This is a genomic window from Terriglobus saanensis SP1PR4 (assembly GCF_000179915.2).
Taxonomy (GTDB): domain Bacteria; phylum Acidobacteriota; class Terriglobia; order Terriglobales; family Acidobacteriaceae; genus Terriglobus; species Terriglobus saanensis.
Window position 1 is genome coordinate 540,596 of the sequence record NC_014963.1, and the last position, 21,136, is coordinate 561,731.

General features: G+C 56.5%; 12 protein-coding genes and 1 tRNA gene. 8 read left to right on the forward strand and 5 right to left on the reverse strand.

What is annotated here, in order from left to right:
• Positions 1 to 29 precede the first annotated feature (29 nt).
• The 4 genes from ACIPR4_RS02275 to ACIPR4_RS02290 all read left to right on the forward strand — a co-directional run bounded on the left by ACIPR4_RS02275 (position 30) and on the right by ACIPR4_RS02290 (position 6,946).
• Entirely contained in the window at positions 30 to 4,073 is a 4,044-nt protein-coding gene (locus ACIPR4_RS02275; protein WP_013567028.1) for an Ig-like domain repeat protein, read from the forward strand.
• A gap of 27 nt (positions 4,074 to 4,100) precedes the next feature.
• Positions 4,101 to 5,894 carry an OmpA family protein gene (locus ACIPR4_RS02280; RefSeq protein ID WP_013567029.1) on the forward strand — a complete coding sequence of 598 codons (1,794 nt, stop codon included), beginning with the start codon at positions 4,101 to 4,103 and terminating at the stop codon, positions 5,892 to 5,894.
• Positions 5,895 to 5,987: 93 nt separating this feature from the next.
• Positions 5,988 to 6,064 (forward strand) — tRNA-Pro (locus tag ACIPR4_RS02285).
• A 123-nt stretch (positions 6,065 to 6,187) separates the two neighbouring features.
• Complete coding sequence (locus ACIPR4_RS02290; protein WP_013567030.1) at positions 6,188 to 6,946, forward strand: SDR family oxidoreductase; 759 nt, start codon at positions 6,188 to 6,190, stop codon at positions 6,944 to 6,946.
• On the opposite strand, the gene ACIPR4_RS02295 is transcribed toward ACIPR4_RS02290, so the two are convergent.
• On the reverse strand, positions 6,922 to 7,422 hold the full coding sequence (locus ACIPR4_RS02295; RefSeq protein WP_013567031.1) for a methylated-DNA--[protein]-cysteine S-methyltransferase: 501 nt from the start codon (positions 7,420 to 7,422) through the stop codon (positions 6,922 to 6,924). The two genes, ACIPR4_RS02290 and ACIPR4_RS02295, sit on opposite strands and share 25 nt — an antisense overlap.
• A 126-nt stretch (positions 7,423 to 7,548) precedes the next feature.
• Between ACIPR4_RS02295 and ACIPR4_RS02300 the strand changes: the two genes are divergently transcribed.
• The gene (locus ACIPR4_RS02300; protein ID WP_013567032.1) at positions 7,549 to 9,486 is read left to right on the forward strand and encodes a C1 family peptidase; all 1,938 of its coding nucleotides are present in this window, start codon (positions 7,549 to 7,551) and stop codon (positions 9,484 to 9,486) included.
• A 423-nt stretch (positions 9,487 to 9,909) separates the two neighbouring features.
• Here ACIPR4_RS02300 and ACIPR4_RS02310 read toward each other — a convergent pair whose 3' ends face one another.
• The 3 genes from ACIPR4_RS02310 to ACIPR4_RS22670 all read right to left on the reverse strand — a co-directional run bounded on the left by ACIPR4_RS02310 (position 9,910) and on the right by ACIPR4_RS22670 (position 13,059).
• On the reverse strand, positions 9,910 to 11,859 hold the full coding sequence (locus tag ACIPR4_RS02310; RefSeq protein WP_013567033.1) for a putative bifunctional diguanylate cyclase/phosphodiesterase: 1,950 nt from the start codon (positions 11,857 to 11,859) through the stop codon (positions 9,910 to 9,912).
• Positions 11,817 to 12,530, reverse strand: a complete 714-nt coding sequence (locus ACIPR4_RS02315) for a GAF domain-containing protein (protein ID WP_013567034.1) — start codon at positions 12,528 to 12,530, stop codon at positions 11,817 to 11,819. The genes ACIPR4_RS02310 and ACIPR4_RS02315 overlap by 43 nt, the downstream gene beginning before the upstream one ends.
• Before the next feature lie 364 nt (positions 12,531 to 12,894).
• Positions 12,895 to 13,059, reverse strand: a complete 165-nt coding sequence (locus tag ACIPR4_RS22670; RefSeq protein ID WP_013567035.1) for a hypothetical protein — start codon at positions 13,057 to 13,059, stop codon at positions 12,895 to 12,897.
• A gap of 424 nt (positions 13,060 to 13,483) precedes the next feature.
• Between ACIPR4_RS22670 and ACIPR4_RS02320 the strand changes: the two genes are divergently transcribed.
• Positions 13,484 to 15,037 carry a flavin monoamine oxidase family protein gene (locus ACIPR4_RS02320; RefSeq protein WP_013567036.1) on the forward strand — a complete coding sequence of 518 codons (1,554 nt, stop codon included), beginning with the start codon at positions 13,484 to 13,486 and terminating at the stop codon, positions 15,035 to 15,037.
• Positions 15,038 to 15,093: 56 nt separating this feature from the next.
• Positions 15,094 to 15,582, forward strand: a complete 489-nt coding sequence (locus ACIPR4_RS02325) for a RidA family protein (RefSeq protein WP_013567037.1) — start codon at positions 15,094 to 15,096, stop codon at positions 15,580 to 15,582.
• 64 nt (positions 15,583 to 15,646) lie between these two features.
• On the opposite strand, the gene ACIPR4_RS02330 is transcribed toward ACIPR4_RS02325, so the two are convergent.
• Positions 15,647 to 16,864, reverse strand: coding sequence for a pyridoxal phosphate-dependent aminotransferase (locus ACIPR4_RS02330; protein WP_013567038.1), 1,218 nt, complete (start codon positions 16,862 to 16,864; stop codon positions 15,647 to 15,649).
• A gap of 830 nt (positions 16,865 to 17,694) precedes the next feature.
• Here ACIPR4_RS02330 and ACIPR4_RS02335 point away from each other — a divergent pair.
• Positions 17,695 to 21,123 carry a TonB-dependent receptor gene (locus tag ACIPR4_RS02335; protein WP_245536432.1) on the forward strand — a complete coding sequence of 1,143 codons (3,429 nt, stop codon included), beginning with the start codon at positions 17,695 to 17,697 and terminating at the stop codon, positions 21,121 to 21,123.
• Positions 21,124 to 21,136: the final 13 nt, after the last annotated feature.

The window sequence follows — 21,136 nt, forward strand, 5'->3', positions numbered from 1 at the left end:
TGGGTGGGCATCTTTGAGAGGCTGGGGCAATGAAGGCCATGATTTTGAAGCGGTTTGCGCGTTGGTTGCCGGTGGCGCTTGCATTGCTGCTTACTACGACGGGCAGAGGCGCGTTTGCGCAGGCGGTCACGCTTGTCCCGATCCAGACAAAGTTTGCGGGCACCGGGGCGGGCACGTACAACGGCGACTTCGGATCGGCTGATTTTGTTTCGCTGAATGGACCTGCGGCAGTCGCGCTGGATTCGAGTGGGAACACCTTCATCTCGGATAGAGGAAATAACTGTGTTCGCCGAATCGATGCGGCGACGGGAAGCGTGACCACGCTGCTTGGATTGGTAAGCAGCGGGACGGGTGATTCCTGCAACACCGCGACAAATGCCACGCCTTCGGCGGCGCAGGGGCTGTACCAGCCGGGCGGGATCGTGATCGACTCCAACGATTCTCTCTACATCGCGGACACAGGGCACAACTGCGTGCGGATGCTGCCATCGCATACGACCGGAACGACAAACCTTGTGACCGTTGCGGGAACGTGTACGTCCGTGAATACGCCGGGAGCGACGACGCCGGGATCGAGTACGCCGCAGCCCAACATGTTGGCCATCGATAGCGCGAACCAGCTTTATGTGAGCATTCTGGATGCGCCGGATAGTGTGTATCAGGTCCTGCGGCACACCTCCGGTGATCTTGCTGCCACAGTCTGCCGCGTTGCGGGCGCAGCTTCTACGCTGGCACCGGCGAACTGCACTGGGGTAAGCAATAGCGTCGCGTTGAATGCGCCCGTAGGGATTGCGTTTGATCCTGCAGGCGGACTTTACATCGCCGATACGGGAAACAACTGCGTGCGCGAGGAGCAGGGTGGAACGATCTCCACAGTTCTGGGCACGTGCGCGAACGACAGTACAAGCTCTGGAACGGCGGCCATCGTGGATCCGCGCGGCCTGGTCTTCAACTCTAAGGGCGAGCTTTTTGTGTCGGAGGGTTCAGCGAACCAGCTTCTTCGTTTCAATGCTTCGACGAAGAGCATTCTGCGATTGGCCGGTGACCCAACGGGCGCATCCGGGGCATACATCGCTGCGCAGAATGGGACGGGTTCACAATCGATCCCGCTGCATACGCCGCTTGGGCTGGCGTTCGATGCGGGCGGAGATCTGTATCTCGCGGACTCGGATAACAGCGTTGTGCGCAAGTTCAGTTTTTCAACACGCTTTGGGCAGGCACCGATCGGCAGTGCGGCGAGCGCGCAGCTGGTGACGTTTACGATCAACAATCCGACGGTGAACCTGTCGGTGAGTGCAGGCGCGGATTACGTCGTGGATGGATCGACGTGCACGGGCGCGCTGACGGGTGCGGCGAGCGGGAGTCTCTCGAATTTCTGCACGGTGACGGTGAGCTTCCATCCGACGTTTCCGGGGCTTCGCTCCTCAGCGCTGCGTGTGGCCGATTCGGTGAGCGGCAACACGGTGTTAGTGGCGTTGCAGGGAACCGGAACGGGAAGCCAGCCGGTCTTTGCGCCGGGAGTTGCGGCGACTTCAGCTTCGGCCATTTCGAATCCCGTGGCGGTCACGGTGGACTCGGCGGGAAATGCCTATGTGCTGAATGCTGCTCCGGGTGGGGCTAGCCTTTCGGTCACAGGCAGTGGCGGTGTCACGCAGACGGCGATTCCGACATCCGCAGGTCTGGTGAATCCGGTGGCGATTACGTCTGACGGCGCGGGGAACTTTTACATCGCAGACGGAACGACGGGCAAGATCGTGCAGTTTGGCGCGGACGGTTCTGTGACGCCGGAGTACGTGACGGGCCTGGTTGCACCGACGGCGATTGCGCTGGATGTCGACGGCAATCTGGTGATCGCGGAGGCGGGATCGAAGCATGATCTCGTAAAGGCGTTCGTCGGTGGGCAGAGGCTGGTACTGGCTGGCGCGGGAGCGAATACTTCGCCCGATAATGTCTTGGCAACAACGGCCATGTTGCAGACGCCTTCGGGTGTGCGCGTTGGGCCGAGTGGGAATGTCTTCTTCGCGGATGCCGCGGCGCATCGCGTCTACGCAATCGATACGGCGGGGCAGATCCACTTTCTTGCGGGAAACGGGACCACGACGACGAGCGCTGTTGGAGCCGCGTTGGGCACGGGCTTGGTTCAGCCGACCGGGGTAGATCTCGATGCTGCGGGCGATGTGTTGATTACCGATCCGCCTGCGAATTTGGTCTACGTGGTGTATTCGTCCACGCAGCAGATGTTGAACCTGAGCGTGATTCTGGGCACGGGCGTTGCGGGCAATACGGGCGATGGCGCTTTGGCGACCTCGGCCACGGTGAACGGGCCGGTTGCGGTGGCGACGGCGTCGTCGGGTGCGCTCTATGTGGTGGACGCCGGAAACAAATCGCTGCGGAGCGTGACCTTCCCGGCGACGACGCTCGACTTTGGCGATGTGGCCATCGGCGGGACCGTTTCGCTGGTGCAACAGCTATGGAATCGCGGCAACCAGGCCTTCATCCGCACGACCGATCCGGTGATCAGCGACTCGCACTTTGCGAACGATGCCACGCTGAACACCTGCGGACAGTCCGTGGGCCTGGGAGCGACGTGTAACTTCGGCTTCTCTTTCTCGCCGACGGCCATCGGTCCTGTTTCGGCGACGGGGCAGTTAGTGAATGTCGCGTATAACTCGCCGCAGGTGGTGAATCTTACGGGAGTGGGTACCGGGGCGATCATTACGATCACGGCCCCGGTGGAGACCGAAGTCTACGGAGCACCGTATGTCGGCACGGTGCATGTCGTGAGTAACGGCGGAGTGGCGGCGACGGGAACGGTGACCTTCTCCGTAAACGGCGTTGTTCTCTGCGCGACGACGGGGGCCGTGACCGGCGATCTGAGCTGCACGAAGGCTGCAGGCAGCGGTCTGAATGTGGGCACCTATCCTGTGCAGATTGCGTACAGCGGAGACACGACTTATCCGGCGCGCACGTTGACGACGACCTTGACCGTGACGCCTGCAACGATCTCCGTGGTCGTGGGGAGTCAGTCGAGAGACATCAATTCGGCCAATCCGACGCTTACGGGCGTGGTCACAGGAGTCGTCGCGGGGCAGAGTGTGACGCCGATTTATACGACCACGGCGACGACGACCAGCCCGGCGGGAACCTATCCTATTACAGCGACGGTCACGTTTGGGGCAGGAACGCTGGCGACGAACTATGTCGTCCAGATCACTCCCGGCGTACTGACAATCTATATTCCTGTGACGATGACGCTTGCCAGTTCAGGAAACCCTTCGACGGTGGGACAGAGCGTGACGTTTACCTCGACGGTGGTCCCAGTTGCGGGAACGGCAGCAGGTACGGTGGTCTTTTTCGATGGAACCGTATCGGTTGCCACTGTGCCCGTGAGCAGTACAGGCGTTGCGACGTATACGACTTCTATACTCACGTTGGGAACGCATGCCATCGTAGCGTTGTTCAGGCCGAGCACGTTGGACTTTCGCACGGCGAGCGGTTCGCTGATACAGGTGGTCGACGCTGTGCCGGTCCCAGTGGGAGCCTTCTCTGTCTCGGCCACGCCGGATACCTATCTCGTACGGGGTAAAGGATCGGTGGTTTACACCGCGCGAGTAACGCCCGGTGGCGGATTTGCCGGACCGGTGGCTCTGACCTGCTCCGGGCTTCCAGCGGATGCAACGTGTGTTTTCGCTACGCCGACGGTGAATGTTTCGACGGCAGTTGTGGACACTGCATTTACCGTGAGCGTCACGGAAGCCGACGCTGCATCGCTCCGAATGCCAGCGAGTCCGGCGATACCAACGATGGCTCCGATCTATGCTGCCGCGGTCTTTCCCATGGGGTTGAGTGGGCTTGGGGTCTTTGCCTTCGGTGCGCGCCGACGCCGACGCGGTCAGAAAAACATGCTGCTGTTTGTCCTGATCGGATTGGTGATGGTGGGTCTCGCAGGATGCGGATGCCCTACCAGTTCGTTCAAAACATACTCCGTGACGGTGACGGGTACGAGTGTGAATGGCGGTCCGGCCGCAAGCTCCGCCACAGTCTCGATTACGGTAGCGACACCAACAAATTAGTTGTGGAAATGGATGTTGAGCTGACTCATGAATCTTATCGAGTACTCTTTGGTCGAGCAGGAACGTGCGGGCGGTATCTTTCAGAAAGAGATGTGTCTGCGCCTATCCAAATCGCTCGCGCTCATCGCACTCACCGTGCTCGGGAATCTTCTGGTTCCGGGTTTGGCAACGGGGCGGATCGAGGCGCAGGCGGCACGCACGGGCAATCCAGATGCAGTGACCGACCGCGTGGAGTTGTTTGCGGGATATTCGTACTGGCGTCCGTGGCGTGCGGACATTAATAACTACTACTACCGCACGATCAATCCCGGCGCGGTGGGAAGTGCGACGCTTTATGTGAACCGTTGGCTGGGTGTGCAGGCGGAGGGTGGCTACCATCCGAATGGGCCGAACGATTGTGCTACTACGGCAGAGGCCGGGCCGGTGTTCCGCTATGCGATTGGGCATTTCGTTCCCTTTGCCCATGTGCTGGGCGGAGGCGTCAGGATCGGAGGGCCTCTGCTGAATAAGTGCACCTGGGGCTACGGCGGAACGGGCGGGCTGGGCATAGATTACGTTCTTCATCAGTGGCACGAGCGCATTGCGATTCGACCGATCCAGGCGGACTACGAGTACAACCATGTGGACTATGGTCCGCTGCTGCTGCCGGGTGGATACTCGGGCGGCATCGTGAAGATGAATACGATCCGTCTGTCGGCGGGCGTGGTCTTCCGCTTTGGTGAGAAAGACAAGGCGCAGGCGGCGCAGATGGCCTGCACGGCGGTCCCTGGGCAGGTGTTTCCGGGAGAACCGGTGACCGTGGACTCGCAGATATTGAATCTGGATATGCGTCGTGCGCGAACCTACAACTGGATGTCGGCGGGAGGAAAGATCTCCGGGCGAGGCGATACGATTTCCATCGATACGAATGGTTTGGCCGCAGGGGATTATGTGGTGCATGGAAGTGTCTCGCAGGGGCACGGAGCTTCTTCGCGGGCGACGTGCGATACAGGGTTTACGGTGAAGCCGTATCTTCCGCCCTCGGTGACCTGCTCGGCTAGCCCGACGTCGCTGCACGCGGGTGAGAGTTCGACGATTACCGCGAGCGGTGTAAGCCCAGCGAACCGCCCGATGACGTACACCTTTACGACGACGGCGGGGCAGATCACGAACACGGGCAATGTAGCGACGCTCAGCACGGGCGGTGTGGCTCCCGGTGACATCGTGGTGACGTGCAACATGGCCGACGATCAGGGCAGGATGGCCACGGCGACGGCCATGGTGAACGTGATGGGCATCACGATTCCTGTGGCGCCGCAGCAGAGGAGCCTGTGCTCCCTGACCTTCAACCGCGATGTGCGGCGACCGGCGCGCGTGGACAACGAGGCGAAGGGCTGCCTGGATGATGTCGCTCTGGCGCTGAACCGCGAGAGCGGGTCGCAGCTTGTGATTATTGCGAACCATGGAACGGATGAGGGACGACCGACGGCGGATGAGCGCGGTATGAATGTGAAGGAGTATCTGACGGCGGAGAAAGGAATCGATCCATCGCGCATTCAGGTGAGGAGGGGTTCCTCGCCAGAACATACGGCGGAGAATGTTCTGGTGCCAAATGGGACCACGTTCCTTGGCGATGGCACGACGATCGTAGATGAGGCCTCGGTCGTGAGACACGGAGGTACTTATGGTTCAGGAGCTTCGGGAACGACGGCGCATGTGCGTTCTGGGCATACGGCCACCCGACACGGGCGCAGGAAAAGGGCCAAAACCGCGGCTGCAGCGCCAGATTCCACCGGCGCTGCAGCCGCTCCGAGCACGGTACAACCGCCCCATCTGCAGTAGGAGAGCAGAGGGTTTCTGATACACTGGGTCAGTTGGAATCGCTGTGCAGCCGTGCGTTGCGCAGTCCCGCCGCCCAACGTTTTTCGAAGAAATCGGGGAGTGGCTCAGCCTGGTAGAGCACCTGGTTCGGGACCAGGGGGTCGGAGGTTCGAATCCTCTCTCCCCGACCAATTTTGGTCTTATAGAAAACGGCAGCTCTCAGGGCTGCCGTTTTCGCGTGCCGGGGATTATTTTTGTCGCGGAACTGCTGTCCTTGACTGGCGGATGTCTGCGACCGACCATAAAATCAGCGCATGCACGTGCCCGCTTCTACTTCTTCCAACACGTTAGACAAAAAGGCCTTAGTCACGGGGGCCTCGCGAGGAATTGGGGCGAGCGTTGCCCGACAACTTGGGCGGCTGGGTGTGGATGTCGCCCTCAATTATCGAAGCAAAGGGCCGAGAGCGCAGGAAGTCGCCGACGAACTGGTGGCTCTGGGAAGGCAGGCGTTGCCGATTCAAGGCGACATCACCAGTGCGGCAGACCTCGCTGCGACCTTCGATCAGATTCGCGCGCTCTGGGGTCATCTGGATCTTCTTGTTTTGAACGCCAGTGGAGGGTTGGAGCAGGACAAGGCTGCCGATTACGCCATGCAGCTCAACCTCACGGCGCAGATAAATCTTGTTCATGGAGCGTTGCCTCTTATGCCGCGCGGGGGACGTATCGTCTTCGTGACCAGCCATCTCGTCCATTTCTATAGGAAGGGGACGGGGTACGACGGCTATGAGACGGTCGCGGCAAGCAAGCGGGCAGGGGAAGACGCTCTGCGCGCCATGATTCCGAGCCTGTCCGAGCTCGGCATTCGGCTGGTCATCGTGAGCGGTGATCTGATCGAGGGCACGATTACGCCGAAACTCCTGGAGCGGCAGAGTCGTGGCTTGATCGAGAAGCGGAGGCAGGCGGTGGGTGCGCTTCCGGGTGTGGAGGAGTTTGCTGCTGCGATCGTGCAGGCTGGCGTTGGCGAAGAGTATGCGAGCGGCGACACGATCTACGTTGGGAGCACGGAGTTGTGACCCGACTCCAGATTGAGAAGATAGGCTTTCGTCTCCAGGCCGCCCGCGAAGCCCGTCAGTTTTCCTGAAGATCCGATTACGCGATGGCAGGGGACAAGGATGGAGACCGGGTTTCTGCCGTTGGCTGCGCCGACGGCCCGCGTTGCCCGAGGATTGCCGAGCTTGTTCGCGAGTTGGGCGTAGCTTCGGGTCTCTCCGAAGGGGATGGCGAGCAGGGCTTCCCAGACATCTTTCTGAAATCGCGTCCCTTGCATATCGAGAGGGATAGAGAAGCACTTTCGCTTTCCGGCGAAGTACTCGCCGAGCTGCCGTTCCGTTTCCACGAGAACGGGGTGCTGTTCTTCTTCTACCGATACGCTCAGGCGCACACGTCCTGGGCGGTCATTCTCCCAAAGAATGGCGACGAGGCCTTTCTCGCTTGCGACCAGTTCCAGCTTGCCGATGGGGGATTCGATTTTCTTGTGGACGAGACTCATTGTGGGAATTTTAGAAGCATGGACCGCATCTTTTCTCCGGAACTTTGTGAGCTATGGTAGATTTTCTTTCGCCGTTCCTCTTGTTCCAACCGTGTGTCTCGCCCGAGACCGAAGGAGAATTTGGACGTGTCTACCAAAAAGAAATCCGCGCCTGTGAAGGGTGTAAGTGCCGCTGCGAAAAAGGCCGCGCCAAAGTTTCTGCGCAACGTCGTCCCTGACAGTATCGACCTTCGAGACCGGCCCTACATCCCGTCGATTCAGGTGATTCCGTCCGAAGTCCTTGCGCCGAAGGTCAAGATCCCCGTTCTTAATCAGCATGATACGAATGCCTGTACTGGCTTTGCACTCGCGAGTGTTTTGTATCACTTACTCTTCGCAGCGAAACGCAAGCCGGAGGAGTGCGAGGTCTCACCCTTCATGCTGTACTCCATGGCGCGCCGGTACGACGAGTTTCCGGGCGCGCCCGATGTAGACACGGGTTCCAGTCTGCGGGGTGCGATGAAGGGTTGGTATAAGCATGGCGCGTGCGCCGCTGCTCTGTGGCCTAAGTTCGACATGCCGAAGCAGATTGATGACAGCACCGATGCGGCCAAGGACTGGTGGCTTGACGCGGTGCGCAGGCCAATGGGCGCTTACTATCGGGTCGAAGTGCGCTCGGTTACGGACATGCAGGTGGCACTCAATGAGGCGGGAGTGCTTTACGCAAGTGCTGTCGTACACAGTGGCTGGGACGAAGGAGTGGACGCCAAGGCGAATCCTAAAAACGATATTTGGATCATCCCGCAAAAGAAATCTCTTCCGAGCGATGGTGCCCACGCCTTCGCCATCGTGGGCTATACCCAGGAAGGTTTCATCGTACATAACTCCTGGGATACGAACTGGGGTTCGGATGGTCTTGCGGTTCTGACCTATGAAGACTGGTTGGAACACGCGATGGATTGCTGGGTCGCCCAACTTGGCGTGGTCACGAAGATTCATCTGGATATTGCGGATTCCAAATCACTGCGTGTGAAGTCCGGGACGGTCCGTCTCGCCAGCGATAGTGTTCTGCGTTACCGCGAGATAGATCCTTTTATCGTGGATATGGCGAACAACGGTCTGCTGAGTAACACCGGGGATTTTCGTACGCAGGATTCAGACCTCGATGCGCTGGTCAATCAGCAGGTTGCGATGGCACGCTCCAAGTGGGGTCTTCAGGACGGCGATGTGATGGATATCGCCATCTACGCTCATGGTGGACTGACTGCCGAGAGCGACGCGGCGGAGACGGCATCTCAATGGATTCCGGCTCTCTATAACGCTAAGGTCTTTCCCATCTTCCTCATGTGGGAGACCGGCCTCTGGGACACGATCAAAGACCGCACCGCCGATCTTCTTTCCCATCAGGCGAAGACTACGGGCGGTATGTTGGACGGGGTTAAAAACTGGTGGAACGCGCGCCTGGAGAAGCTTCTGGCCGTTCCGGGTACGGCAATCTGGGGCGAGATGAAGAAGAATGCCGATTGCCTTTCCAGTTACCCGCAGAGCGGCGGGATCAAGCTGTACAAAGCTTGCCAGAAATCTCCTTACTTCAAGGATATGTCGAAGATCCGCCTGCATCTCATCGGACACTCCGCCGGGGCGATCGTCCACAGTTTCATCGTCGATCGTCTCGGCCAGCAGGGCTGGAAGTTTGAGAGCGTGAATTTTATGGCTCCGGCTGTTCGGGCTGATAGCTTTCTGGCGGAGGTCGTTCCCGCGATCAAGAGCGGCAAGGTAAAAGCTTATAACCAATTCAGTCTGCTGGATTCGTTCGAGCAGAAAGATCCTACCTGCGAACCGATCCTGGGTTACAGCCGATCTCTTCTCTATCTTGTTTCGCAATCGTTTGAGCACGGAACGGTCACGCCGATCCTCGGCATGCAGACATACTTCAATCGTCAGATTGCGTCTTTGAATCTTCCCAATGTCACCCTGATTACCGCACCCAGTGCGGCATCGCAGAGTACGACACACGGTGGATTTGACGATGATCTGGCGACGAGGACGAAGGTGATTTCGCTGATTACTTCTACGCGTTCCTAAAGTGAGTCATCGCTCTCAAAAAACGAAGCGAACGTACCGGTGGAGAACCTTCATCAAGGGGCTTTTGTCTTCATAGACGCTGACTTCCGTAATGCCGCCAGCATGCCATTGTTGTCTGCGCTGGATTTCATGTTTGAAGGGACGCAGAGTGCCGAAGCTGTGGTCGATGAAGACAGACGCACCGCAGGTCGCGCACATGGGCCATACGGATGCAGACGCATCGCCTCTCAAACGTTCTATCGTCACGTGATCGAGTTGCCCAACATGAATAGCTCGCATATCTTTGTGATGCCGAAGATATACGCCAGGTGTTCTAAATGTATATATCGAAGGGGTGCCAACTTTAGTAATCCGTTATTAAAGTTGACAAGGTCAACACTGCCCTGCTGGCAGAGCAGTTTCGCGCTTCGAATGACCGCCGACTTACTTCTCTGTCGTGAAAGGCATCTCTGGTAAGTCATTCGGTAGTAACAGATGACTCTGTAACCCCATACCTGGAGAAGCCGTCAGAAGCTCTCTTATGCCCTCGGCATCCAGAGGTTTTGAGAAGAGATATCCCTGTCCGTAAAGGCATCCCACCTGCATGAGCAAAAGGCTTTGTTCCGCTGTTTCGATTCCCTCCGCGATTACCGTCATATTCAGGGTCCGACCTAATTGCAGGATCGATTGCGCGATGGCCTTACTTTCCTGGGAGTCCGTTAACTCGTGGACGAAGGATTGGTCGATCTTCAGGGAGTCAAAGGGAAGACGATTGAGATAACTGAGAGAAGAGTAGCCAGTTCCGAAGTCGTCCAGGTCCAGATGGACGCCGAGGCTTCGCAGACCATCCAGGCTCTTCTTTGCGCCTGCTATGTTGTCCATCAGGGCGCTTTCGGTGACCTCCAGAGTGAGACAGTCCGCGGGGAAGTCTTCTTCGGCGAGTTTTTTCGCAATCTCTGCGATCAGACCCGGCCTTTCAAACTGCTTGGTCGAAAGATTCACCGCCATGGTGACATCGGGCGCAACCAGGCCGGAGTCACGCCAGACCTTTGCCTGCCGGATAGCGTTTCGCAGCGTCCATCGGCCGATGTCGATGATCAAGCCGGTTTCTTCGGCGTAGGGGATAAATTCTGCGGGGGAGATCATACCCTTGACCGGATGCTGCCAGCGGACGAGTGCTTCGAATCCGACGAGCTTTCCGGTCTCCAATAGCACTTTGGGCTGATAGTGGAGGATGAATTCGTTTCTTTGGAACGCTCCACGAAGGTCAGTTTCCAGCTCGACGCGCCTTCGCGTCCGTTCCCTCATATGGGCGCCGAAGAGAATGCACTGGGCTTTCCCGGCCCGTTTTGCCTGGTGCATGGCAACTTCCGCATCCTCCAACATCGTCTCGGCGGAGTGATAGCCCTCATCTCCCATCGCAATCCCAATGCTGGCCGAGATGGTAAGAAACTGATGTTGGTGCTCGATCGGAGTGCTCAGAACATGCTGAAGAAGGTTGGCATAGGTGATTGCGTCATCGACTCCAGCGATGCGGCCTAAAAGGACCACAAACTCATCGCCCGTAATTCTTCCAGCGATCGATAGAGGGTCTTTCTGGATCGTTGAATCCAGCCGTCGTGCGATTTCGATCAGGATGGCATCGCCAGAAGCTCGACCAAAGCTATCGTTGATTCGATTGAAGACGTCCAGGCCGACGACAATCACCGCGAAGGTCGCCTGCTCTTTCGAGGGCATCTCCATACGGTGATCGATCTGCTCCACGGACGAGGCTCGGTTTGGCAGGCCGGTCAGCGGCTCAATCGACTTTTCAGAGGTAATCTCTTTCATCGAGCCCACCTTGCGGGTGGGCCGATTTTCCTGATCCCTGATGATGATCCCTTCGTTCCGCACCCAGATCCAACCCCGGTCTTCGTGACGCATCCGATATTCAGTGCGGAACTCTAGTGTGTTCTGCTCTTCCATCTCGCGTTGTGCTTGTTGACCGAGGAGCAAGTCTTTTGGGTGGACCCGATTTTCCCAATCAGCACTGGTTCCTATGAAATCGACCGCGGGCAGACCGACGATTTCCTGCCATCGCGCGGAATAATAGATCTGATCGGTTAACATATCTCGATCCCATACCCCTTCCGTCGTCGATCGTGCGGCGAGGCGATAGCGCTCTTCTACTTTGCGGAGCTCCAGATCCAGAGACCGCTGCTCGGTGACGTCGGAGAGAAAGACGACGATCCCATCCCCGCTGGGATGGACGTGTCCTTTGAAATAGGCCTTGAGCGGCGCATAGTATTCGTTGAAGGAGAGCGCGATGCCTTCCTGAGCTACTTGTCTGTACTTCTGTTCGAAGCCCGTTCCTACCAGTCCGGGAAAGGCTTTCCATATATTTTGCCCAAGCACATCACGGCCCTGGGCGCTGTTCCGAATTGCATTCTGGTGAGAAAGATGAGGTTCCAGTCCTTGTCGAGGAGGAAGACGCTTTCTTCTACGCTTTCCAGAATCTGCCGCGAATTCCGGGAGGAGTTCAGGGTTTTTGCTTCGGCTTGAGCCAACTGCATGGGCAGAAGCCGCTCCTCCACCAGTTCCATGGCCAGAGAGGCGAAGTCCACGAGCGCTTTACGGTCTTTCTCTTCAAAGCTTTCGCGGGGGGTGAAGTCGAAGATGCAGAAGGTACCTATTTTTAGGCCTTCTTTGCTCACCAAGGGAGTTCCTGCATAAAACAAAAGCGGCGTTTCGGTCTGTACGTGCGGGTTCGAAGCGAAACGCGGATCCTGCGAGGTATCCAGAACGACCAAGGGATCGTCCTGAAGAAGGGAGTAGCTACAGAAGGAATCACGTCGCGAAGACTCGCGTCTGGGAGTGCCATAAGCAGATTTCAAGAACTGCCTATGCTCCGAGATAAAGGTGATGAGACACAAGGGAACGTGGAAGGCATAAGCGCCCAGACGCGTGAGCTGGTCGAACTGGGGCTCGTCCTGTGAATCCATGATGCGGTAGGCGGCGAGGGCGGAGAGCCGCTCTGATTCGTTTGAAGGGAGTGCAGCGGGCACAAAGGTCTGGTGTTCTCTCATGGTTCAGGCCAGTCCAGGGTTGACGGAGGTGAGTACTTCAAGGAACGCAACCGGGCCTGGATTTGGATTTCAATCGCGCTCCTCGCCATGATCCCGAGCTCCTTGGTGTGCCAGTTCGTCGCGATCGAAACAGGCGGAATACCCGCGCGACCTGAAAACAGGCGCAAGTCTTCTATTTCTTTACGGAATCGTACTCCTAAGATTCGGTTTGCCGCCTACCACTTAAGTTAAGGATGCTTTGACATAAGGATCCAATGTTCAAAAACTATGGTGTCTCTTATCAATGTGTCTTTGATACCTCTGCCTTGTGCCGGGCTTAACCGCCAGCTATCCGATTGACTGCCGCTTCTTATCCCGGTACAGCTTACTTATGCGCGAGAAATTGCTTTGCGGGAACTGCGGAAATCTCGGTCTGATGCGGAGCCATCGTCATGGTCTGATCGAACGATTGGTGTTGCCGTTGCTGCGGATTTTTCCCTGGCGGTGCCACCGTTGCGATCACCGGACGTGGAGGTTTGTCAAAGCGCATCGCGTTCCTGTGTAAGGTTGTTCCGGACATTTCGAGAACGGCGGCTCATGGGGCTGGCCGTTGTTGTGTTTTGAGGTCGATTGAGATGCCTCTGTAAGATCTTCGCGAAGTTCCAAACTGCAATCAAAACCCTCGCAACCTAATTGTTCTGTTCCCACAGTCGATCGTTAGTAAAAAGCAGATCCCCTTCGCTTCGCTACGGAAGCACAAATTGAGCTGCGTTAGTTTCTCCTGTGCGTTGTTCCGGGAGGGGAGAAATGCGGCGACACGATGCCGCGTCTGCGATAGAGTGGAAGGAATCCCCTGAAACACTGTTGCGCATGGCTTGTCGCGCCGGAGAGAACTCTGCATCCAGTGGACGGCCTGTCTCGCATAACTTTTCGTCTTTAACTAACTCTGGTTCTTAATTTGACGAGGTGATTTGATGAGCATTTCCAGGCGCAATTTCCTTTTGCGTGTCGGGCAGGCCGGCGGTTACAGCGCGGCTTTTACAGCAATGCAGGCCATGGGTTTGATGCCGATGAAGGCAGTGGCTGCCGAACCGATTACAGCTACGGCGGGCGTGGGTAAGGGAACGAAGCTGGTGGTTCTGGGGGGCGGTATCGCAGGGCTTACGACAGCCTATGAAGCCAGAAAGCTGGGCTATGACGTGACTCTGCTGGAGGCTCGGAAGCGCGCGGGTGGACGCAGCTGGAGTGCACGGAACGGCGACGTGGTGGAGTTTGTGGATGGAACCAGGCAGCAGGTTAGCTGGAGCGAGGGGCTGTACCAGAACATGGGACCGGGGCGTCTTCCCTCCGTGCACGGAACGATTCTTGGCTATTGTCGTGAGTTAAAAGTTCCACTGGAAGTTGAGGTCAATACTTCACGCTCGACTTTGCTGCAGAACGATAAGGTGAATGACGGCAAGCCGTATGTGCAGCGCAAGGCGATCAACGATACGCGCGGGCATGTGAGCGAGTTGTTGTCGAAGGCCGTGCAGAATGGCTCGCTGGACCAGGAGCTTTCCGCGGATGATCGTATCCGCATGATTGAGTTTTTGAAAATCTATGGCGCTCTGGATAAGAGCAATACGTACCAGGGTTCTGATCGTTCGGGCATCAAGCAATATCCCGGCGCGGGTGCGCAGGAGATGGTCTTTGAGAAAGACACCATCCCGATGCATGTGCTGCTGGATGCAAACTTCTGGTCCGCAGAGCTGTATGAAGAGGCATGGGACTGGCAGGCGACGATGATGCAGCCGGTGAACGGTATGCAGCAGATTGCCAATGCTTTTGCGAAGTCCCTCGGGCCGATCGTGCACTATGACTCGCCGGTGAGCGAGATCAAGAAGACCGCAAAGGGTGTCAGCGTGACCTATGTGCAGGGTGGCGTCACGAAGCATGTAGAAGCCGAGTACGCCGTATGCGCGATGCCGTTGACGATCCTCAACAAGATTCAGGCGGACCTGGATCCCGAGCACGCGGCGGCCGTGAAGCTGGGCGCCAGCCTGTATCGCGGATCGTTCAAGGTCCCGTGGGAATCGAACCGCTTCTGGGAGAAGGATTACAACATCTATGGCGGCCTTTCGTTCCTCGCGCAGGGACCGAGCCCGGTATGGTATCCAAGCTGCAATCTTATGTCGGACCGTGGCATCATCGTGTCGGGTTACATGGATGAGACGGTCGGCGGCTTCAACAAACTTACGATGGAAGAGAAGTTTGCGGCATCGCGCGCGTCGATTGAGAAGCTGCACCCCGGCCATGGCAAGGAGCTGGAGAAACCAATCTTCTGCGGATGGAAGCACATTAAGTACAACGAAGGCTCATGGATTGGATCGACTCCGCCAGCGATGTACAACGTGATCACGCAGCCTGACGGTCCGATCTACTTTGCCGGAGATCATACGAGCCACGTTGTGGGCTGGCAGGAGGGCGCTGCACTGAGCGGACGCCGCGCCATCCAGATGATCAGCGACAAAGTCAAAGCGCGCGCGTAAGAGTTTGCGCAGCCAGATATTGAACGAACGACTTACTGCAAGAGAAAGGGATTTCCATGAAGAAGATTATTTGCACAGCGACGATGATGTTGGCACTAAGCACGGTAACGCACGCGCAGGCTGTGGTGAAGCATCTGCAACCGAATGAGAAGAGCCCGATTGCCAACGGCGTCTGGGCGGGAGATACGTTGTATCTCAGCGGACAGCTTGCATCGCCAGTGACTGCTGCAGATCCTGCAAAGGGTGTTGCCGCAGCCTATGGAGATACCGAGGCGCAGGCATTGAGCGCTCTGACAAAGATCCAGGCTTTGCTGAAGGAGCAGGGGCTGGATATGAAGGATGTTGTGAAGATGACGGTGTTTCTTGCGGGCGATCCTTCCAAGGGTGGGAAGCTGGATTTTCCGGGTCTGCAGGCGAGCTATACCAAGTTCTTCGGAACGAAGGATCAGCCCAACAAGCCCGCGCGCAGCGCCATGCAGGTGGCCGCTCTTGTGGCTCCCTGGGCATTGGTGGAGATCGAAGTGATTGCGGTTCGTTCCAAGTAACAGTAATTGCAGCAAGAGAAAGGCGAAGCTAATGGCTTCGCCTTTCTTCTTGCTTGTAAGTCGCCTACGAGAGCTGAGGGAAGGCTACGTCGACGAATGGATCGTGCAGAGTGGCCGTGGAAGGCACATCCATGACTTCCTTGAACGCTACCTGGAACTTCGCCATCTCACTTGGCGTGCCGACGGAGACGCGCACCATGTTGGGCCAGACAGCCCATGTGCGTCCGATGAAGATGTTCTTCGCGCGCATGGCGGCGATGACCTGACCGCCGGGACGGCCGGTATCGATCATGAAGCAGTTGGATTCAGAGGGAATGAACTTGTAGTGATTCGCCTTGAGGAAGGCGAAGGTATCGTTCCGTGTCTTCGCGATCAGAGCTTTGCGCGTAGGTACTAACTCTGCGTCGAGCAGACTGACGTTCGCTGCGACAGAGCCGGTGATCGGCATTGCGTTCTGTCCGAAGGGCTGTAATTTCGCGAGTAAGTCAGGACGGCCTACTGCGAAGCCGCAACGGATACCTGCCATGCCGTAGATTTTGGAGAAGGTACGCAGAACGATCAAGTCTTTGTCCGCGGCTACATACTCCAGAACGTTCTTCGCGTCGGAGAGGTGAATGTAGGCTTCGTCGACGAGTAGGATCGAACCCTTGGGCTTGTTTTCGAGCGCCCAGGCGATATCTTCCTTGGTGGTGGTGGTGCCGGTCGGGTTATTTGGATTACAGATATAAATCACGCCAGCGTTCGGATCGGCAGCCACCATGGCCTTGACGTCGTGTGCGTAGTTCGCTGTCAAAGGTACCTTGGTGATCTTGGCCTTTGCGATGGATGCGGCGCGCATGCCGGCTTCGTAAGAAGGATCTGCTGTGACGAAGCCTTTGGTGGGGGAAGTGAAGGCGAGCACGGAGTAATGCAGTGGCTCGGAGGAGCCCGCATAGACCATGATGTACTCCTCCTTCAGGCCATTCTGTTCGGCGAAGGTCTTGGTGAGCTTCTCCGTTTCGCCATCCATGTCATAGCGTCCGCCCTTGGGTGCGATGGCTGCGATGGCTTCGCATGCGGCCCTACAAGGACCCAGGGGATTTTCATTTGCGTTGATCATAACGGCGCCCGGTGGCGTAGCTGGACGCACACGGCGCAATGGCGCGGAGGCACCGGGTGTTGGAGTCGCCTGATGTGCGGCCCAGGCGAAGTGCGCTTCGGTAAGGACCGGCAAGGAAGCAGCGACGCTTGCGAGGCGCATGAAGGAACGGCGTGAGACCGCAGATGCGTTCTTCTGGGGCATGATGACTCTCCTTGGGATGCAGGAATTCTTAAGGCCAGGCCAATAGTCGGCTTGTCTTGATCATGCGAAACAGATGGACCGAGAAGCTGTGGAAGGGAACTGTGTGTACTCTAACTCAAAATTTCAATTCGCCAAGACATTTTCAAAGGAGGTATTTCTTCGAACGATGTTACGTAATTACTTTCGCGCTTCATCGGATGTGAGGGTTCGCTTCCAGCATACGGATGCGATTTTCACGAAGGAACCAAATTTCTATTGACACACCGTTCAAGGTTCGATAGTTTCAAACCCATTACCTCGAACTCAGATGGGACAGTCTGATCGGCAGAAATACACTGCCATCAGCAGCACCCTCGCATCACCTTGCTAGCCTAGCCTTTGGTTTGTGAGGTATGGCATAGCCACACCTCCAGTGATTCCTCTAGCCGTACAGCGTCATTGCAGTCTGATTCAGTTGTCGTAGCAAAGCCGGCAGTTCCGCCGGAAACCGATCTGAACCGTTCTATAGCAATCCACTCGGCAGGGCCTGTTTTTAACTCGCTTTGAAACTTTCATGAAGGACAACGGCGGAGTATCCCGCCGCTCACCCAGTTGCATTTGGCCGCGACTTAGCCCGTGGTGTATCTCTCTGCATCTTTATGCACCGAGTTACATGGCGGAAGAAGTTACCCCAAGGCGATTTCGGTGAAGTATGTCCATAAGTATCTGAGTTTTATATTCTTCGGAGGCATGAACAAGATATGCATTGTAATTTCCAGATATCCCCAGTTGCTCGCAGGTGCCGCTCTCTCGCGCTCTTTCTTCTGCTCTTTATCGCGTTTGGAGTTTCTTTGGCCCAGTCGAACTACGGAGCGCTCCGTGGAATCGTGACGGACCTTCAAGGTGCAACGCTTCCGAATAGCGAGGTAACGCTCACTTCTCAGGCGACAAAGCTTTCGAGAAAAACAAAATCGAACGGTGCGGGAGAGTATGTTTTCAATGCGGTCGATCCGGGCAAGTATACGATCACTGCGACTTCGTCAGGCTTTCGCGCCATCGAGCAGACCGGCGTTACTGTGGATACGGGAAACACGCTCAATATCGATTTGAAGCTTTCGGTCGGTGCAGCCACGGACAGTGTGGAAGTAAGTGCGGCAGAGCCACTGGTGGACAATGGTACCTCTTATAACGGTCAGATGATCGATTCGCAGAAGCTGCAGAATCTGCCAAATCCCGGTCGAAATCCTTTTCTCTTTTCCAAGCTCGACAATGCTGTGACGCCTGTCGGCGATCCGCGTTTCGTTCGTTTCCAGGACCAGAGCGGATCTTCCACGATCTCCATTGCCGGTGCGCCGCTTAGCTCGAACAACTACTCGATTGATGGTGTGCCGATTACTGACTTCAGTAATCGCGCTGTGATTATTCCCAGTATCGAGGGTGTGGATGAAGTCAAGCTGCAGGCCAACACTTACGATGGCGAGATAGGACGTACCAGTGGAGGTATGTTCAACACGACTCTCAAGTCGGGAACGACTTCACTGCATGGCGTACTGCAGGGTGAAACCCGCCAGACCAACTGGGGCGCAAATCTCTTCTTCAATAACCACCATGCCGGCACTGCGGCCGACCCCAAGGTTCCCCGCGGCGCAGCCGAGTTTTATAGCTATGTCGGTAGCCTGTCTGGTCCAATTCCTCTCCCGTCTTTTCTCGGCGGCAAGGACAAGACCTTCTTCGCAATTACCGAAGAAGGATATCGGCAGCGGTCTCCCATCACGACAAACTCTTACGTCGTTCCAACCGATAAACAGAGAGCTGGTGACTTTTCCGAGATTGGAACTGTTACCGGTCCGACCACGTGCGCGCTGGGTTCCAATGGAACCGATACCATTTGCATCAAGAATCCTAATACCGGTCTCTATTTTGCCAATAACAATCTCGCTGGCTTCATCAATCCAGTGGGACAGCAGTTGGTCAACGCTTATCCGCACGCCAACAGCAGCGTGACGAAGTATGCAGCCACGAACTTTACGGGTCAGGACACACTTGGAGATCGTGCCGATGAGTTCAACGGCAAGCTGACGCATCAGTTCGGTAGCCGTTGGTTAGCGGACTTCTACTATCTTCATTACGGAAGCAAAGAGCCGGGTGGGAACTCCCTGACCACTCCCGCCGGCAGCTCGTCCTCTTACCTGCTTTACCGTAAAGTGGACGCGATTGGTATTCAAAATACGATCACTTTGAATCCGACGACGCTCCTCACCGTCGGCTTTGGATTCAATCGCTTCCCGAACGATACCCAGGACATCAGCAAAGGGTTCAACCAGGCGACCCTTGGTTTTCCCTCCACCTATGTATCTGCTCTGAGCAAAACGGGATTTCCTGCCATCACTGCGGATTCAGGATTGTCCGCCGAAGGAACTTCGAACTCCGGTCCCGCTGTGTACTTCTCAAGAAACTTTGTGGTGGGTCTGTCCAAAAGCATTGGAAAGCATAGCTTGAAGACCGGCTATGTTTATCGTGCGATCAGCCTTACCTTTACAAGTCTTAGCAATACCAGCGGCACCTTTGCGTTCGACCGCACTCTGACGGCGGGCGCACTCACGGGTTCTACAGCGACCGCGGCCGGCGCGACAGCTGCCGATATGCTCCTGGGTTATCCCACCACTGGTTCATTGGTTATTCCTGCGAAGCTGGCGATCACCACGGCCTATCAGGCGACTTATCTACAGGACGATTGGCGTGTTACTCCCAAGCTAACGCTCAATCTTGGATTCCGTTATGAGTATGAGCCCGGTGTTCATGAACGTGACAATCACTATGCTGTTGGATTTGATCGTAATGCCACCTACGCTGCTTTCGGGACCGGTCCTTCCGCGACCGGCGGCGTGATGTTCGCGGGTCAGAATGGTTACGGCACGAGCACGGGCAACATGGGCAGCAAGTACTCTCCGCGCGCGGGCTTCGCTTATGCTCTGGATGAGAAGACAGTTGTTCGCGGTGGCTATGGCGTCTTCTACATGCCGCTCGTTTACGCTGGAAACTCCGCTCTTGCCCCTGGCTACGTTTTGACGAACAGTATCCTCTCGCAGTCAGGTGTTCCGACGATCAGCCTGAGCAATCCCTTCCCGAACCTCAAAACGCAGGCAACTGGGAATGCGAATGGCCTGAGCCAGAATATCGGAACGACATTGACCGTAATTGACCAAAACCGTCGCTCGCCAATTTACAATTCTTACTCTTTCGGAATTGAACATGAGTTCCCTCTTGGCATAGCTATGAAGTTAGGCTACGTGGGTGGTCACGGACGCAATCTTCCTAATAGTGTCAACATAAACCAGCTCAATAGCAGCCAATTAGCCTTGGGTTCGACACTGACGAGTAAGGTTGCGAACAAGTACGCTGGCCTGGGTAACTTCAGCACTGGAACGGTCAATCTGGCGCAGACTTTGCTGCCCTTCCCGCAGTACCAGGGAATCACGGACTCGATAAGCAATGGAGTCTCGGACTACAACTCGCTTGATCTCAAGGTGCAGAAGCGTATGAGCATGGGACTCACTCTCCTTGCCGCTTACACATGGTCTGCAAACTGGGACAACATTGTAGGCGCCTATGGATCTTCAAACACGCTCAATCCTGGTAATAACGGACCGCAGGACATCAACAACTTTGCACCAGAGTATGCGCGCGCGACGAACAATATTCCTAACCGCTTCACGGTCGCTGGAACTTATGAGCTACCCTTTGGTCGTGGTAAGACCTTCCTCGGGCACGACAACCGCCTGGTCGATCTTCTCGTTGGAGGTTGGAGATTCAACGACGTCATGATTATTCAGAATGGTGGACCGTTGCCGCTTACGCAAGGAACGAATAACAACTCGACCTACGGATTTTTAACACAGCGTCCCACGATGATTCCCGGCGTGAATGCCTGCCGTTCCGGGCGCCCTCAGGATCGCCTGGGCGATAGCTCTGCGCCCACCACGTATTTCAACAAGGCAGCATTCACCACGACACCGGCATATGCTCTGGGCAACCAACCGCGTACGAGCAACTGCTATGGACCGGGGTACATCAACTCCGATCTTTCTCTCAACAAGGACTTTCGTGTAACGGAACGAGTGCACGCAGAGTTCCGCGCCGAAGCTCTCAACGCCTTCAATACACCGCAGTTTGCATTTTCTACGAGCCAGTTGGCTGTGGATACCTCCAACAGCGGAGTCATCAGCCAGACGCTTGGTTTCCCCCGCTTGATCCAGCTTGGAGGACGACTTACCTTCTAACTTGTAAAAGCGC

Bases quoted from the DNA above. Each gene is read 5' to 3' on its own strand.
- ACIPR4_RS02280 (WP_013567029.1), top strand. From the start codon at position 4,101: ATGAATCTTATCGAGTACTCTTTGGTCGAGCAGGAACGTGCGGGCGGT.
- ACIPR4_RS22670 (WP_013567035.1), bottom strand. From the start codon at position 13,059: ATGCGCTTTGACAAACCTCCACGTCCGGTGATCGCAACGGTGGCACCG.
- ACIPR4_RS02275 (WP_013567028.1), top strand. From the start codon at position 30: ATGAAGGCCATGATTTTGAAGCGGTTTGCGCGTTGGTTGCCGGTGGCG.
- ACIPR4_RS02295 (WP_013567031.1), bottom strand. From the start codon at position 7,422: ATGAGTCTCGTCCACAAGAAAATCGAATCCCCCATCGGCAAGCTGGAA.
- ACIPR4_RS02315 (WP_013567034.1), bottom strand. From the start codon at position 12,530: ATGAGAGAACACCAGACCTTTGTGCCCGCTGCACTCCCTTCAAACGAA.
- ACIPR4_RS02325 (WP_013567037.1), top strand. From the start codon at position 15,094: ATGAAGAAGATTATTTGCACAGCGACGATGATGTTGGCACTAAGCACG.
- ACIPR4_RS02330 (WP_013567038.1), bottom strand. From the start codon at position 16,864: ATGCCCCAGAAGAACGCATCTGCGGTCTCACGCCGTTCCTTCATGCGC.
- ACIPR4_RS02290 (WP_013567030.1), top strand. From the start codon at position 6,188: ATGCACGTGCCCGCTTCTACTTCTTCCAACACGTTAGACAAAAAGGCC.
- ACIPR4_RS02320 (WP_013567036.1), top strand. From the start codon at position 13,484: ATGAGCATTTCCAGGCGCAATTTCCTTTTGCGTGTCGGGCAGGCCGGC.